This window comes from Desulfurobacterium crinifex (genome assembly GCF_054656775.1).
Genome location: NZ_BAAHXO010000004.1, coordinates 1,427,154 through 1,442,512, shown reverse-complemented (window position 1 = coordinate 1,442,512; position 15,359 = coordinate 1,427,154). Strand labels below are relative to the sequence as shown.

Below are 15,359 nucleotides of genomic sequence, written 5' to 3'. Positions count from 1 at the left end.
AAGAGATGGCTAGAAAAGTCCTTGTTCTTGGTGGAGGAATTGGCGGGGTAGAGGCTGCGTTTGCGCTGTGCCGTAAATGTTTTGATGTTGAATTGATCTCAGATAGGGAGTACCTCTACATATACCCTATATCTATCTGGATTCCAACCCATGAGTATGACTGGAAAGATGTGGTTATACCTCTTGAGGAGATAGCAAAGGCTAACGGTTTCAAGTTGACTATTGGAAAGGTTGAGAAAATCTCAACAAGAGAGAAGAAGGTTTACCTTGAGGATGGAACGGTTAAGGAGTACGATTACCTTGTTATAGCTCTTGGTGGTTCAAAGGTTAAGCATAAGGGAATTGAAAATACTCTATCAATCTGTGCAGCTCCAGAGGAGTCTCTGAAGATAAGGAAGAGAATTGATGAGCTGATAGAGAAAGGTGGTGGAGTGATTGCTGCTGGTTTTGGCGGCAACCCGAAAGATCCAAGCGGTGTCAGAGGAGGACCAGCTTTTGAGTTTGTTTTTAACCTTCACGTTTACCTGAAGAAAAAAGGGGTGAGAGACAAGTTTCAGCTTGAGTTCTTCGCTCCAATGCCAAAGCCGGGAATAAGGCTTGGAGAAAAGAATGCTGAAAAAGCCTATAAGATGCTTGACAGGTTTGGAATAAGAAGATACTTTGGAAGGAAAATAGTTGAGTTCAAGCCTGATGGAATTCTCCTTGAGGGCGATTACTTTATAAAATCTGATTTAACTATGTTTATTGCTGCTACCAACGGACATCCAGTTTTTCAAAAGTCAGATTTGCCGCTGAATGAAGCTGGATTTGTAAAAATTGAGCCAACCTGTGCTGTTCCCGGAACTGATGAGACCGTCTGGGCTATCGGAGACAGTGCTGTCCTTGAGGGTCCTCAGTGGAAGGCAAAACAGGGGCACTTAGCTGAAGTTATGGGAAGGATTGTTGCAAGGAACCTTGAGAACAAAATAAATGGAAACCCAGAGAGAGAAAGCTACATTCACCACCTCAGCATTCTCTGTCTTATGGACATGGGAAGCATGGGTGGAGCTCTTGTTTTCAGAAACGATAAGCGTTCAATAATGCTACCTCTTCCGATTATCGGACACTATTTGAAAAAGCTCTGGGGTTGGTACTACAAAGCGAGTAAGCTTAAGAAAATTCCAAGAATTCCTGGATTTGACGCACCATGATGGAAAAGGGCTTTGGGATTTTTGAAACTGTCAAGGTAGAGAAAGGAAAAGCTATTCTTGTTGATTACCATTATAGACGAATGAAACGGAGCTCCGAATGTCTTGAAATACCCTTTTCTTTATCACTGAAAAAGTTCAAAGAAGAGATTGAGAAGAATGCAAAGTTTGAAGTTTCACTTGTCAGGTTGACCCTTTACAGGAATGGAAATTATGATGTCTCTTCCCGTTCCTGTGAGAAAAAGGGTTCTGTTGCTCTTATTCCGGTTGATAGTATAAGAAGGTATTATTCAACTCTTTCTCTTCACAAAACGATCGATATTATGGACTCACTATATGCACTGGAAGAAGCAAGAAGAAAAGGTGGAGATGAAGCTCTGCTCTTTGATACCAATGGTTTTATCTCTGAAACAGCTTTTGCAAACATCTTTTTTGTGAAAGATGGCGTTTTCTTTACTCCATCTCTTAAAACCGGTTGTCTGCCTGGAACAAGAAGAGAGTTCATCCTGGAGCTCCTGGAGAAGATGGGGGTTCCTACTTTTGAAGGTTTTTACACTCTCGAAGATCTTCTTTCGGCGGATGAGGTTTTCATAACAAGTGCAAGGTACGATGCTGCTTGGGTAAAGAAAATAGGAGAAAAGGAATTTAAAGAACCGAATGGCAAAAGCTGGAGCAAAAGAATTTTGAACGTAATTTACGAATTAGGACAATAAGCGTATCCCTTTGAAAAGTTCTTATCAGGAGTTCCCACCTTCTTTGAGCTTAATTTTTGGTGGTACTCCTTCTTTAAAAACATCATACTTCATACAGATTTCTAACTATGGAAAGTCTAATTCTCCGAAGTTTCCTCTTTTCAAAAAGTTTATAAGGCTCCGCTTAGCAATTTCCTTGAAAGTTTCAATAACACCAACACCTTTGATAACTTTGGCCTCAACTTCTGGATAGTTTTGAGGATTTAATTCTCTTCTAAGTTCTTCTACAGGAAGAGCTGTTTGTAAATCTCTTTTGTTGTACTGAAAAACAATAGGAACATCTTTTAACCCTTTAATCTTCAAAAGTTCTTGTAGTTCATGTAAAGATTCTTTATTGTCTTTAAACCTTTTTTCATCAGAGTCCACTACAAAGACAATACCATCTGTACCTGCAAGGACAAGTTTTCTTGCAAGTCTTGCAGCCTTCTTTCCAGGAGAAGCATAAAGGAGATACTTAACCTTGAGACCGTTTGGGAGAGTCAAAACTGGATTGTAAAAGTCAAAATAAATAGTACTACCGTCTTCTCCCAGTAAAGTTACAATCCTTCCTGAGTCTTTAAGAAAGTCACTCAGCCTTACAATATTTTCTGTTTTTCCTGCGTTTTCAGGTCCCCAATAAACAATTTTTAAGTGAACTTCTCCAGTTCCCTTGTTAAATAATCCCATGGTTATCCTCATTTTTTACTTATCAAAAAATGTCCATATATTGTATGTATTCATTAATCACTTTTCAACAAAAAAACGATTTGTAGTTGTAAAATGTAATAATTTATGATTTATTATGAATATGAGGAGTTTTTAATATAATAGAACCAAGGGCTCTAGTTCAAACGCTTCTCTCCATAAGGGAAAAGACAAGAAAAGAAGCAGTGAAAGTTGCTGAAAAAATGAGAAAAAGCACAGAAAGGCAAAAATTTACACATCCTTTGAAAGTGACACTAAGTATTGGAGTAGCCGAGCTTGATCTTCTAAAAGATATAGTTGATTTTCTTCTCTCAAAAGCAGACAATGTAATAAAGATAAGGTTTATCTAATTTTTTTGTGACCAAAAATTTCAAACTCCAAACTAATAAAGGTGCGCTAAAGCGCACCTTTTTAAAGAATTTATCTTCTCCCCCAACCAAATCCAAACCTTCCTCTTCCTTCGCCTCTTCTCCAGCCTCCAAACCAGCCCCAGCCTCTACCTCTTCCTCTCCCTCTGCCAGCTCCTCTTCCGTAACCTCTACCACACCAGCCTGCAGGTGTATCAACCCTTACAATGTTTTCACTTCCACACTTTGGACATTTGACCATCCAGCGAGGCTTTCCGAAGGGTTCTTCAAACTCGTGTCCACAGTCGAAACATTTAAACTTTCTCTTTGGTATTACTTCCATAGTTAGAACCTCCTAATTAGAGTTCAATATAAAATTAAAACATGAATACTGAAGAATCAAGTCCATAATGTGCTTAATTCAGAAGAAGAAATTCATGTGGTCTTGACGCAGAATGGACTTTTAAAAGCAAGAAGCAATCCGGAAAGAAGAGAGATAATTCCATACACTAACAGTGTAATGTCTGTTGATAGATTCCAGAGAAAACCTGCAAATACATTGCCAAGAAGAATGGCAAATCCAGTTACTACGTGAAACAGCCCGAAAGCGCTTCCTCTAAAAGTCTCTTCTGATAAGTCTGCTACAAAAGCCCTCTGGATTCCATTAACTATTGCCATGGAGAGACCGTACAGAAGGAAAACTATCACTAAGGGAGGAATGGAGTTTGAAAAGATAACAATGAAAAGGGAAACACCGAAAAGAATGTAACCTAAGCTAAGAACAGTTTCTCTTCCAAATTTATCTGATGCAATCCCTGCTGGGATGGAAAATAGAGCATATACAAGGTTGAAAACGGCATAGAGGATTAAGGGAGTAATGTTAGATCCTGAAATGGTTTGGGCTTTTACGATGAGAAACATGTAGCTTAAGTTTGAAAAAGAAAAAAGGGCGGAGATTATCAGAAACTGCTTTAGCTCTCTGGAAATTTGAACTTTTCCTTTCTCTGTTCTTTTTCTGGAATTACCTTCTTCTGGTTCTTTGACAAAGAGAACTGGAAAAAGAGCAATAACCGAAAGAATGGCTGCTATCAGTATTACGTTCCCATACGGTAGGTTGAAATTTTTGATCAGATAAATAGCAAGGAGTGAACCAAGAAAAGCTCCCAGCGTATCAAAAGCTCTATGAATTCCAAAACTTTTTCCTGCACTTTTCCCAGAAAGAGAGATGATTGCATCCCTTGGAGCTGTTCTAATTCCTTTACCTATTCTCTCAAGAGAAATTGCAATCAAGATCTGCACAGGAGTTTTTGAAAATCCTAAGAGTAACTTGAAAACTGAAGATACAAGATAACCTGCAAAAACGAATGGTTTCTTTCTTTTTAACCTGTCTGACATATAACCAGAGAAAACCTTAAGGAGGTTTGCGATAGCTTCCCTCGTTCCTCCAATTAGACCTATAGAGATTCCCCCTCCACCCAGCTCAACGATAAAAAGAGGCAGAACAGCGAGAATCATCTCGCTGGAGAAGTCATTTAAAAAACTGACCAGACTTAGAAGAATGATATTCCTATTCATTTCAATAGTTGTTTAAGGTCTTCAAAGAATCGGGGATACGAGGTCTTTATGCATTCGACATCATCTATCTCTATGGTTTCTTGAGATATCAGCGAAGCAACGGTAAATGTCATGGCTATTCGGTGGTCACCATAGGATTTAATTCTTCCACCTTTTAGTGGAGTTTTTCCTCTTATTATCATCCCATCGGAGAGCTCTTCGACTTCTGCTCCAATTGTTCTTAAATTCTCAACAGTTGATTTTATGCGATCGCTCTCTTTAACCCTTAATTCTTGAGCATCTCTAATGATAGTTTCTCCCTCTGCCTGGGTAGCAAGAAGAGCTATGATGGGGATCTCATCTATCAGCCTCGGTATTTCATCTCCTCTGATCTCTGTTGCCTTTAAGTCTGGAGAGTAGGAAACAATAATATCACCAACCTCTTCACCGGATACATTTCTGACATTTTCAATTTTTATCCTTGCTCCCATTCTTTCCATTACATCTAAAATGCCAGTTCTCGTTGGATTTAAAATAACATCCTTTAACAGGATTTCAGATTCTGGTGTAATTGCAGCACCCACCATGAAGAATGCCGCCGACGATATGTCGGCTGGAACGTCTATTTCAAGATCTGTTTCAAGCTCTCTATTTTTACCAAGAGAAACAGTTAAACCCTCCACTTCTAAGTCAACACCAAATGCCTTTAACATTCGCTCTGTGTGATCCCGGCTTTTTGCAGGTTCTGTAACAGAAACCGGTTCATCTGTGAAAAGACCGGCAAGAAGTATTGCCGATTTTACTTGAGCTGATGCTTTGGGACTTTTGTAATCAATCCCTTTTAGTTTTTCCTTTCCAATAATTGTTAAAGGTGGATACTTACCACCTTCTCTTCCATATATTTCAGCCCCCATCATTCTTAGAGGAATTGCTATTCTGTCCATTGGACGGCGTCGGAGATACTGGTCACCGGTAAGGACGGAGTAGAAAGGTTGTCCAGAGAGAATTCCAGAAATGAGCCTTATGGATGTTCCAGAGTTTCCAAGGTCAATGACGTTAAAAGGTTCTTTTAAGGAATGTTTTCCTTTTCCTCTTATAACAATTTTTTCCTGTTTATCTTCTATGTTAACACCAAGTTCCAGAAAGGCTTTAAAAGTATTAAGACAATCTTCCGATCTGAGGAAGTTTTTTACAACAACCGTTCCCTTGTTTAGCGAACTTAGCATTATTGAACGGTGTGAGATCGATTTATCAGATGGAACTCTTAAAATTCCTTTTAATTTACCTTTAAAATCCACTCTAAGCACCCTGACCTCTCCTGTTTATTTTTTTAAAATCTACTAATCAACAACAGCGATGTTATTCAGAGAATCAAAGTAGTCAACTATTCCTTTTGCTATACCTTTTGCAATTTCTTCCTGATACCAGGTTTGAACAAGTCTCTTTCTGTCTTTGGAATTCGTCAAAAAACCTGTTTCCACAAGAATAGCAGGCCTTCCAGGAGTTTTTAGTACCACTATGTTTCTCTTCATATCCTTTATACCGTTAATGAGATTATCGTTAACATGAGCTTTTAAATCGTTTACTATTTTTTCTGCCAGTTTTGCACTTTCAACAAATGTTACAGTAGTTGACATGTTGAGCAGCAGAGGACTTATGCTCCAGCACATGATGTCATCACACAACTTTACTTTCTTTGCTACTGCTTTTGCAGTTGCCTGGGCTTTTGCAAAAAGGGAAGGAGAAGCTTTGAAAATGGTAACGCCGTTCCAATTAGGGAAATTTGGCATTGAATCGGCATGAATGCTAACAAAAGCATCAGCACATGACTTTGCAGCGATTTCAGCTCTTTTTAATAGAGGAACGTAAACATCTCTTGTTCTTGTCATAATTACTTTGATATCAGGATGTTTCCTCAAAATTCTTCTTACCCGTAGAGCAATTGACAGTGTAATGTCTTTTTCCCTTATCTTAGGATGCTTTGAACGAACAGGCCAAATGGCTCCTGGATCTTTTCCACCATGACCGGGATCTATAACAACTATTCTCTTTTTAGTTTTTTTGGGTTCGCAGCTTGTAATGATAAAGTCAGGAAAGATATCTATTACAACTCTAAATGGTCTTCCTCCACACGATTTCAGGGCAAAGATTTTATACTTGTGAGGATCTCTCATTACAACTTTGACTTTGACCAGATGCCTGTCTATCGGAATAACCTTAACTTTTGAAACAAGAGAACTTTTAAGTTTTCTTACTATTTTATTTGCTCTTGCTCTTTTGATCTCTATCCAAAGAGTATTTCCTTTCAACATAGATTTAATGTTTGTTTTTCTTACTTCTCCAGTACAATCCAGAACAATTCTTGTTCTTTCTACGTTTGATGAGTACCTTACTCGTTTTATAATAGGGGTACGAGATGCAGATGCTTCCTCTTCTATGAAGGAGAAAAGACAGAGTCCTCCAATAAGACCTTTCAGAATTTCTCTTCTATCCATCATGATTGGCAATTTTAGCATATAGATAAACGTTTAATTATTATGATCAGCAATAAGGCATGGGTTATAATTTTTTATCCTGAAACTTTTTAGTTAAGGAGATGTCATGACTTTAAATATAGGAGATAAAGCACCCGATTTCTGTGCTCCTGATGAGAGTGGAAAAGAAATCTGCCTTAAAGATTTCGAAGGGAAATGGGTGGTTCTCTATTTCTATCCAAAGGATAACACCCCCGGTTGTACACGGGAAGCTCAGGACTTTACAGAAAAGCTTGAAGAGTTTGAAAAGCTTAATGCTGTTGTTGTCGGAATAAGTCCTGATTCTGTTGAAAGCCATAAAAAATTCAAGGAGAAGAAAAATTTAAAGGTGATTCTTCTAAGTGATCCAGAACGTAAAGTTATAGAGAGTTATGACGTCTGGAAACTCAAAAAGATGTGTGGAAGAGAATACTATGGTGTTGTAAGGACAACTTACTTGATAGATCCTGAAGGAAAGATTGCTTATGTCTGGAAAAATGTAAGAGTTAAGGGTCATGTGGATGCTGTTAAGAAAAAGCTTGAGGAACTAAAAGGAGGGGAAAGATGAGGAAACTACTATTTGCAGCAGTGGTTCTACTTGCATCTACTCAGGTTTCATCCGCTATAACAATTGAAGGTGGAATTGGTGGTTGGAAAGAAGATCCAACAGGATGGGTTGAGTATAAAGATTCAGCTACTCCTGTAGGTGGAACTGTTAAAACCCACGTGGATCTGGAAGATGATCTGCACCTTTCTGATAAAACAAAAGCTTCTGGTTGGTTTGAGGTTGAACATGGTTTACCTCTGCTTCCAGATATAAGAGTTCAATACACTCCAATGAAATTTTCAGGAAGTGGATTGGTTAGTGGTAGCTTTACGTTTGGAGATATTACAGTCAATGGAACAGATTACGTAGAGTCAAAGTTTGAAGCAAATCAGATAGATGTAACGCTTTACTACCACTTACCGTTCCTGAGAACAGTTTCCAACGGTAAAGTGGATCTTAAGGCGGGAGTTAATGTTAAAGTTATTGACGGATACGTAAAAGTTAGAGATATAACTAATGGTCAGGAGGAATCTAAAAGCGCCACAATTCCGGTACCTATGGTGCACCTGTCAGGAGAAATTAGACCTATTAACCTGGTTGGTTTTGAGTTCTCAGGTAACTGGATTGGATACTCTGGAAGTCAGTTCTATGAGACAATTGGAGAGCTGAAAGTCTATCCCGTTGAGAATTTGTTTGTTGGAGCAGGATATAGATACCAGAGATTAAAAATCGATGATATAAGCGACCTTTCTACAGATATCAAAATTAAAGGTATGTTTGTAGAAGCAGGTTTCAGGTTCTAAGGAGATAGAATGAACGGGAGAATTAGAGAACTCAAAGCCTATCCTATGGATCGTCTTGTTAAGGCGAAGGAGGAGCTTAGAAGAGCAGGTAAGAAAATCTACGACTTTGGAACAGGAGATCCAAAAGAGCCTACTGATCCGAAAATCAGGAAAGCATTGATTGAAGCTATTCCGCAAGTCAGTCAGTATCCTATGGTAAAGGGAAGAAAGGATCTAAGAGAAGCAATAGCCAATTGGTTTTTCAACAGATTCCACGTTGTCCTTGACCCTGAAACGGAAGTGATACCAACTGCCGGTTCAAAGGAAGCGATATTCCATTTTCCGCTTGTTTTCATAGACACAGATACTGAGAAGAAAAAGGTTGTCTACGGTACTCCAGCCTATCCGGTTTATGAAAGAGGGACTCTTTTTGCCGGTGGAGAGCCATACCCTATAAAACTTGAATACGATGAGCAGTTTCTACTAAGACTCGACAAGTTACCAAGGTCTATCCTTGAAGAGACAGCAATAGTCTGGATTAACTATCCGCATAATCCAACGGGGGCAGTTGCGCCCCTTTCTTATCTTGAAGAGATCTATGGTATTTGTAGAGAGTACGAAATAATCCTATGCTCTGATGAGTGTTACACAGAGATTTATTTTGAAAATCCACCACATTCTCTTCTTGAAGTTGGCAAAAAGGGAGCTGTAGTTTTTCATTCTCTCTCTAAGAGAAGCGGAATGACCGGTTACCGTTCAGGTTTTGTTGCGGGAGATAGTGAAATTGTTCAAACTTATCTCAAGTATCGTTCTTCCTTTGGAGTTGCTTCTCAAGATTTTGTCCAACAGGCTGCAAAGGTTGCTTGGTCGGATGAAGAACATGTAGAAAAAAGGAGAGAGATATTTCGCCGTAAAAGGGATATTTTTCTGGAATTTTTCAAAAGGATCGGTCTTGAGTTCTTGTATCCTGAGGCAACATTTTACTTTTGGGTGAAATTGCCTGAAGGAATTTCTTCTGAAGAGTATGCTTTACATCTTTTGAACTACGGCATAGTCCTTTCTCCTGGAGAGTTTTTTGGCAAAGGTGGTGAAGGATTTTTCAGGATAGCGCTTGTACCAACCGTTGAAGAGTGCAGAGAAGCTGTGGAAGTGTGGGAGAAAGCACATAAAGAGTTTATGGAGAAGACAAGTTGCAGATAAGAGAAAAAAAGAAAGGACTTATCGCAGATATAAACCTTTCTCCCATATTGGATCTTTCTTTAATGCTTGTTATTTTTCTGGCAGTTACGACTGAGTTTATCTCCGGTGGAGAGATAAAGGTCCGGGTTCCAGAAGGAGGTGCTGCAATTACCTCCTCTTCACAGGTTGTTAAGCTTGTAGTTGATAAGTGGGGAAAGATCTACTACGAAGGAAAGGTTTACTCCGATCCTTCAAAATTAATTCCCGTTCTCCCAAAGGATAGGAGGATATATATAAAAGCTGATAAGGAAACCCCTTATCTGTATGTGTTTACTCTGCTGGATACTTTGAGAAAATCCGGGATAAGAAAAGTTTCCTTAGTGGGTCAGAGAATTGAGTAAGTGCAGAGTCAGAACACTTTCAGTTGAGGAGACCAGAAGGCTGGGAGAAATTATCGGATCCAGTGTACCTGAAGGGACGATTATTCTCCTTTCTGGGGATCTTGGCTGTGGAAAGACAGTCCTTACCAGAGGAATAGCAAAAGCTCTGGGAATTCCCGAGGATGAAATTTCTTCTCCTTCATTTAACATTGTTCACGAGTATGACTCTCTGGTTCATATAGACCTTTACAGATTGGATTCGATTGAAGCTCTGGAGGATCTGGGTTTTGAAGAGATTCTCTTGGATAGAAGAATTAAAGTGATTGAATGGCCTCAAATGGCTGCTGATTATTTCAGAGAATCGGGATTGCCGATTGTTAAAATCAGTTGCTCTTTTTGTAAAGATGATGAGAGGGAATTTGAAATAGTTGACACAGTAGGCAAAATCTGTCAAAAACTTGAAAATAAATTCAGATCAGGAGGCTTTTATGTCAAGGATAGTTGACCTTAGAGCAAGAGAGGTACTCGATTCGAGGGGAAATCCAACTGTTGAAGTGGAAGTAACCCTTGAGTCTGGAGTAAGGGCAAGGGCTGCCGTTCCAAGCGGAGCTTCAACTGGAGAAAGGGAAGCCCTTGAGCTGAGGGATAAGGATCCCAAGAGATACCTTGGAAAGGGAGTTCTCAAAGCTGTAAAGAATGTCAATGAGGTAATAGCACCAGCTCTCATAGGCCTTGAGTCAACGGATCAGGTTAATATTGACAGGCTTATGATTGAGCTTGACGGTACTGCCAATAAGAGTAACCTTGGTGCCAATGCAATTCTTGGTGTTTCAATGGCAGTCTGTAGGGCTTCTGCTGAAGAGCTTGATATGCCTCTCTTCAAGTACATTGGTGGAGCAAACGCAAAAGAACTCCCAGTTCCGATGATGAACATTCTCAACGGTGGTGTTCACGCAGATAACAATGTTGACCTCCAGGAATTCATGATAATGCCTGTTGGTGGCAAGACTTTCTCTGAATCCCTTAGAATGGGAGTAGAGGTTTACCACACTCTCAAGAAGGTTCTTCAGAGAATGGGGCACTCAACAAACGTTGGAGATGAGGGAGGATTCGCTCCAAATCTTACATCAAACGAAGAGGCAATTCAGGTTATCTTAAAGGCTATTGAGGAGGCTGGATACACTCCTGGAGAAGATATCCTTCTTGCCCTTGATGCTGCATCTTCAGAGTTTTACAAGGGAGATGGTATTTACGAACTTGCTGGAGAAGGAAAGAAGCTGGGCAGAGAAGAGTTGGTTGACTTCTACAGAAAGCTTGTTGAGAAGTATCCAATAATCAGCATTGAAGATGGAATGGCAGAGAACGACCACGAGGGTTGGAAGCTCCTAACTGCTGCCCTTGGGGATAGAGTTCAGCTTGTTGGAGATGATGTATTTGTTACAAACACTGAGCTCCTCAGAATAGGAATCAAAGAAGGATTTGCAAACTCGATTCTCATAAAGCTCAACCAGATTGGAACTGTAACGGAAACCCTCGATGCTATTGAGATGGCAAAGAGGGCAAACTACACAGCGGTTATTTCCCATAGATCTGGAGAGACTGAAGATACCTTCATTGCAGATCTTGCAGTTGCAGTTAACAGCGGTCAGATCAAGACTGGAGCTCCAGCAAGAAGCGAAAGAAACGCAAAGTACAACCAGCTTCTGAGAATTGAAGAGATGCTGAACGGTTCAGCCGTTTACAGAGGAACAGACGTTTTCTACAACCTTGACTTTTAACATCCCTTAAGCCCCCTTCAGAAGGGGGCTTAGGGGATTCCAATTCTTACCTTTTTTCTTAAATTAAATTCCTCAAAGATTCCAAAGGAGGTAGTACTTTGCATTTTGAGAAGATAATGGAAAATGTGAAGTTTTTACTTGGTGAAGAGGAGAAAGAGAATATTGAACCTGTAGATCCAGAAAAGATAGCTCAGAGAGCTTATGAGCTATACTGGGAGTACAACTGCGAATATGGTGTTGTCAATGCTTTTTCTCAGATTGCAGGATTGAAGTTTGATTACTCAAGAGTTAGAGAGATTTCAAAGAAACTTCCCTACAGGTGGAACACAATCTGCGGTGCACTTACAGGGGCTTTCTACATATTCGTTGTAACTATACCAGATGAAGTGATAGAGGAAGCAATAAAAGAACTTATAGAGTTTCACAATAATACAGAACTTCCAATCTTTGTTGGAAACAGAGAGCTTGAAATCCCAAAGGCAGCAGTTAGTTCAATTCTCTGTAAAGATTCCATTATCAATTGGTCAAAGGCAACGGGAATTCACCCAAGGACTCTTGAGAGAAGCGAAAGGTGTGCAAGATTGACAGGAGATATTGCATTTAAAACTGCAGAGATAATGAACAAGTATGCAGGAGCTCTTGCAGAAGCTGACGTTTAATGATGGACTTTACAAAACTTTATCTGATAATTGTTTCAGCCATTGCCTTTGGTTACATACTGGCTTCTATTCTCGTTGAAACAAAATTCGTAAACTGGCTCGGGTTAAAAACTCTGAAGCTTTCAAAGTTTGGCATTCATCCTCTTCTTACAAACGTTCCTGTTATCTACCTCGTTTCTCCCCGAGCCGCTCACATTACTGCTTCCAACCTATTGAAAGAAGGCAAAATTGAGCCAATAGACCTTTACCTTGCAATTCTTGCCTCAAACTTTCCCATGCGTTTGATGTTCCTTTATAGATACTATCTTCCTGTTTTAGTTCCTTTGATAGGTGTTATTGCTGTTTATTATGCTCTTCTAAGATTGGCATTTGATATTGTCGTTTTGGTTATTGTTTCAATTGTGGGAAGAATCAGATACAGGAAGTTGAAATTCAACTATCCAGAGTACAACTCTCTTAATCTCGAGTTTTCGTTAAGGATTCTTAAAGAAGGATTTTTAAAAGGATTTAAAGAGGCTCTTTCATTCATTCTAAAGTTCACTCCTCTCTTCTTGGCAATTGTTTTCCTTATTAAAGCTGGATTCATGGAGAAGCTCACGCAAGTTCTAAAACCTTACTTGGGAATGTTTGGCTTTGATTCTCTTGAAATAACCTATATCACAACCGCTGCTATAAGTCCGCCTGTTGCTTATGGATTGATAAAGGTAATGATTGAGAAAAATCATCCTGTTACCCACATTCTCGGAACAATGGCAGTTGGGAACGGAATGTTTTCCCTTCTGAGGAGCTGGTGGGCTTATCTACTTCCCTACTATCTTGGTCTCTATCCTCTCTCTGTAACGGCAGTTCTCCTGTTACTCCAGGCTGGACTTCCAATTCTTTACAACTTTACAGTGGGGATTCTTCTGGTTAAACTATAAAGTATGGAAACAGAAATTAAACTTCTGAAAAATTTATTACTGGATTTAAAACAGTTTTCCCTTAAAAATGAAAGCTGGGCAATTCTGGTTGAAGGAAAGAGGGACAAGTGGGCTCTTGAGAAGTTTGGAGTTCAAAACGTTGTTGAACTAAAGGGTAGGAACTATCACGACGTTGCTGAAACCCTTGCTGATAAGTATAAGTACAAGGGTGTTGTTCTTCTAATGGATTTTGATCCAGAAGGAGAAACTATTTTTCAAAAGCTCTCGAAAATTTTGCCCGGATACGGTTTGAGAATTGATACTTCTTTTAGAGAAAGGCTTAGAGAAACTGGAATAACGTTTGTGGAAAAAATTCCGCAGAAATTAATGTTTTTTGGTTAACTTATCTTTTGACCTTTCGCCTGATGGCGACGATCATTTGATAGGAGAAAACTTATAAGATTCGATTTGCAAGTCAGCTCTTAATAACTTGTTGTGTGTTATGATGTATTACAATTATTCCATACCTGTTTACAGACCTTTGATCGGTTTTGAGAAAAGAAAATAGATAAATGCTTATTTAAGCAGGAGGTTTAGAATGATTTTTAGTGATTTTAATATTGGTAATCTCAAGCTTAAAAATAGAACTATAAGGTCTGCAACGTGGGAGGGAATGTGTGATAGCGATGGTAAACCGACAGAGCGTTTAATTAATGTGTATGAACAGCTTGCTGAAAATGAGGTTGGGCTTATAATCACCGGTTATGCTTATGTGAGTCAAGATGGTATTCAGTTACCTGGTATGCTTGGTGTTCATGATGATAATAACATACCTGCTTTAAAAGAGCTTGCCCAAAGGGTACATGAAAAGGGCGGTAAGATAGCAGTACAGCTTGTCCATGCTGGTGGACAGGCAAATAGAAAATCTTCTGGACTCCAGCCTATTGCTCCATCTGCAGTGGAATTTCCAAGCTACTCAGAAGTGCCAAGGGAAATGACCATAGATGATATAAAAAGAGTAGTTGCTGACTTTGGCGAAGCTGCAAGAAGGGTAAAAGAAGCAGGATTTGATGCAGTTCAGTTGCATGGAGCACATGGATATTTGATTAATCAGTTTTTATCCCCAATTACAAATAAAAGGACAGATGAATATGGTGGTAGTCTTGAAAATAGAGTAAGGTTTTTAAAAGAGGTTGTTGCTGAAGTTAGAAGTAAAGTAGGTGACGATTATCCTGTATTTATCAAGCTAAATTGCGATGATTTTTTAGATGGAGGATTTACAATTGATGAAGCTGTAGAAGTTGCTAAAATGCTTGAAGAGTGGGAGATAGATGCTATTGAGGTTTCCGGTGGTTCTCCAGCATCAAAGGATACATCTCCAGCAAGAACAAAAATTGATAGTTCTAAAAAAGAGGCTTATCACAAGGAGTTATCTAAAAGGATAAAGCAGGTGGTTAATATTCCTGTAGCTGTGGTTGGCGGAATTAGAAGCTTTGAAATTGCTACTGAGATTATTGATAATGGGTTGGCTGATGCTGTTTCATTTTCAAGACCTTTGATAAGAGAGCCACATCTTATTAGGAGATGGAAGGAATCTGATAGAACTAAAGCAAAATGTATTTCTTGCAATGGATGTTTTCTGCCAGGGATAAAAGAAGGTGGTATCTATTGTGTGGTTGAGAAGGAATTGAGAGAAAAGGCGCAATAGTAGTCTTGCTTGGATTTTTAAATAGTTACCTTTAAAAGTGGGAGTGTTTCCTATCTCCCACTTTTTGTTCGAATAAATGAAAGAGTTTGAAAATTGCCAACAGCAATAAAAAAGCCTATTCTCCCTTCCCATAAGATCAAAGAAATTGGAACCTCAAAAGGTTCTAAAGAAAGTTAAGCAATACCTAAAAGAGAGAGGACAGGCACTATTGGTGTTCTGCCTTCGGTTAATGCAGTTGAGAAGTTTATATATACCACTTTAGAATTATCTTTATGTCATTCTGAGCGAAGCGAAGAATCTCAATTGAGACTTTTTGTAGAAACTCTTTGCCTGCTAATGCAAGCTCAGGTATTACATGACGCAACCTGTTCAACATGATAGAAACCGATG

18 protein-coding genes are annotated in these 15,359 nt (G+C 39.2%); 13 read left to right on the top strand and 5 right to left on the bottom strand.

The genetic code is table 11. The features are described from left to right. Positions 1-5 precede the first annotated feature (5 nt). Together ACYQ3A_RS09395 and ACYQ3A_RS09390 are read left to right on the top strand one after the other, a co-directional pair. A complete protein-coding gene (locus ACYQ3A_RS09395; RefSeq protein ID WP_459897067.1) occupies positions 6-1,190 on the top strand; it encodes an NAD(P)/FAD-dependent oxidoreductase in 1,185 nt (394 codons plus the stop codon). Beyond that, positions 1,187-1,900 carry an aminotransferase class IV gene (locus ACYQ3A_RS09390; RefSeq protein WP_459897066.1) on the top strand — a complete coding sequence of 238 codons (714 nt, stop codon included), beginning with the start codon at positions 1,187-1,189 and terminating at the stop codon, positions 1,898-1,900. The genes ACYQ3A_RS09395 and ACYQ3A_RS09390 overlap by 4 nt, the downstream gene beginning before the upstream one ends. Before the next feature lie 105 nt (positions 1,901-2,005). On the opposite strand, the gene ACYQ3A_RS09385 is transcribed toward ACYQ3A_RS09390, so the two are convergent. Next, positions 2,006-2,605: a GTP-binding protein gene (locus tag ACYQ3A_RS09385; RefSeq protein ID WP_459897065.1), complete on the bottom strand. Its 600-nt coding sequence runs from the start codon at positions 2,603-2,605 to the stop codon at positions 2,006-2,008. 203 nt (positions 2,606-2,808) lie between these two features. Here ACYQ3A_RS09385 and ACYQ3A_RS09380 point away from each other — a divergent pair, with 203 nt between their 5' ends. Next, complete coding sequence (locus ACYQ3A_RS09380; protein WP_459897064.1) at positions 2,809-2,973, top strand: hypothetical protein; 165 nt, start codon at positions 2,809-2,811, stop codon at positions 2,971-2,973. A 70-nt stretch (positions 2,974-3,043) separates the two neighbouring features. Here ACYQ3A_RS09380 and ACYQ3A_RS09375 read toward each other — a convergent pair whose 3' ends face one another. The 4 genes from ACYQ3A_RS09375 to ACYQ3A_RS09360 form a co-directional block, all read right to left on the bottom strand. Continuing rightward, the gene (locus ACYQ3A_RS09375) at positions 3,044-3,313 is read right to left on the bottom strand and encodes a hypothetical protein (RefSeq protein ID WP_459897063.1); all 270 of its coding nucleotides are present in this window, start codon (positions 3,311-3,313) and stop codon (positions 3,044-3,046) included. A gap of 92 nt (positions 3,314-3,405) precedes the next feature. Then, entirely contained in the window at positions 3,406-4,545 is a 1,140-nt protein-coding gene (locus ACYQ3A_RS09370; protein ID WP_459897062.1) for an MFS transporter, read from the bottom strand. Continuing rightward, a complete protein-coding gene (gene aroA / locus ACYQ3A_RS09365; RefSeq protein ID WP_459897061.1) occupies positions 4,542-5,831 on the bottom strand; it encodes a 3-phosphoshikimate 1-carboxyvinyltransferase in 1,290 nt (429 codons plus the stop codon). The genes ACYQ3A_RS09370 and aroA overlap by 4 nt, the downstream gene beginning before the upstream one ends. A gap of 33 nt (positions 5,832-5,864) precedes the next feature. Further along, on the bottom strand, positions 5,865-7,022 hold the full coding sequence (locus ACYQ3A_RS09360) for an N-acetylmuramoyl-L-alanine amidase family protein (RefSeq protein WP_459897060.1): 1,158 nt from the start codon (positions 7,020-7,022) through the stop codon (positions 5,865-5,867). 103 nt (positions 7,023-7,125) lie between these two features. On the opposite strand from ACYQ3A_RS09360, the gene bcp reads away from it, so the two are divergent. The 10 genes from bcp (at position 7,126) to ACYQ3A_RS09310 (ending at position 14,969) form a co-directional block, all read left to right on the top strand. Beyond that, the gene (gene bcp / locus ACYQ3A_RS09355; RefSeq protein ID WP_459897059.1) at positions 7,126-7,605 is read left to right on the top strand and encodes a thioredoxin-dependent thiol peroxidase; all 480 of its coding nucleotides are present in this window, start codon (positions 7,126-7,128) and stop codon (positions 7,603-7,605) included. After that, the gene (locus ACYQ3A_RS09350; protein WP_459897058.1) at positions 7,602-8,387 is read left to right on the top strand and encodes a TIGR04219 family outer membrane beta-barrel protein; all 786 of its coding nucleotides are present in this window, start codon (positions 7,602-7,604) and stop codon (positions 8,385-8,387) included. The genes bcp and ACYQ3A_RS09350 overlap by 4 nt, the downstream gene beginning before the upstream one ends. 9 nt (positions 8,388-8,396) lie before the next feature. After that, a complete protein-coding gene (gene dapC / locus ACYQ3A_RS09345; protein ID WP_459897057.1) occupies positions 8,397-9,566 on the top strand; it encodes a succinyldiaminopimelate transaminase in 1,170 nt (389 codons plus the stop codon). Then, positions 9,557-9,946 carry an ExbD/TolR family protein gene (locus tag ACYQ3A_RS09340; protein ID WP_459897056.1) on the top strand — a complete coding sequence of 130 codons (390 nt, stop codon included), beginning with the start codon at positions 9,557-9,559 and terminating at the stop codon, positions 9,944-9,946. Before dapC ends, ACYQ3A_RS09340 begins: the two co-directional genes overlap by 10 nt. Then, the gene (gene tsaE, locus ACYQ3A_RS09335; RefSeq protein ID WP_459897054.1) at positions 9,939-10,430 is read left to right on the top strand and encodes a tRNA (adenosine(37)-N6)-threonylcarbamoyltransferase complex ATPase subunit type 1 TsaE; all 492 of its coding nucleotides are present in this window, start codon (positions 9,939-9,941) and stop codon (positions 10,428-10,430) included. Before ACYQ3A_RS09340 ends, tsaE begins: the two co-directional genes overlap by 8 nt. Further along, positions 10,414-11,703 carry a phosphopyruvate hydratase gene (gene eno, locus ACYQ3A_RS09330; RefSeq protein WP_459897053.1) on the top strand — a complete coding sequence of 430 codons (1,290 nt, stop codon included), beginning with the start codon at positions 10,414-10,416 and terminating at the stop codon, positions 11,701-11,703. The genes tsaE and eno overlap by 17 nt, the downstream gene beginning before the upstream one ends. Positions 11,704-11,801: 98 nt before the next feature. Beyond that, positions 11,802-12,362, top strand: coding sequence for a C-GCAxxG-C-C family protein (locus ACYQ3A_RS09325; protein ID WP_459897052.1), 561 nt, complete (start codon positions 11,802-11,804; stop codon positions 12,360-12,362). Beyond that, entirely contained in the window at positions 12,362-13,282 is a 921-nt protein-coding gene (locus tag ACYQ3A_RS09320; protein WP_459897050.1) for a hypothetical protein, read from the top strand. The genes ACYQ3A_RS09325 and ACYQ3A_RS09320 overlap by 1 nt, the downstream gene beginning before the upstream one ends. Before the next feature lie 3 nt (positions 13,283-13,285). Further along, entirely contained in the window at positions 13,286-13,663 is a 378-nt protein-coding gene (locus ACYQ3A_RS09315) for a toprim domain-containing protein (protein WP_459897048.1), read from the top strand. 196 nt (positions 13,664-13,859) lie between these two features. After that, positions 13,860-14,969, top strand: coding sequence for an NADH:flavin oxidoreductase (locus ACYQ3A_RS09310; RefSeq protein WP_459897047.1), 1,110 nt, complete (start codon positions 13,860-13,862; stop codon positions 14,967-14,969). Positions 14,970-15,359: the final 390 nt, after the last annotated feature.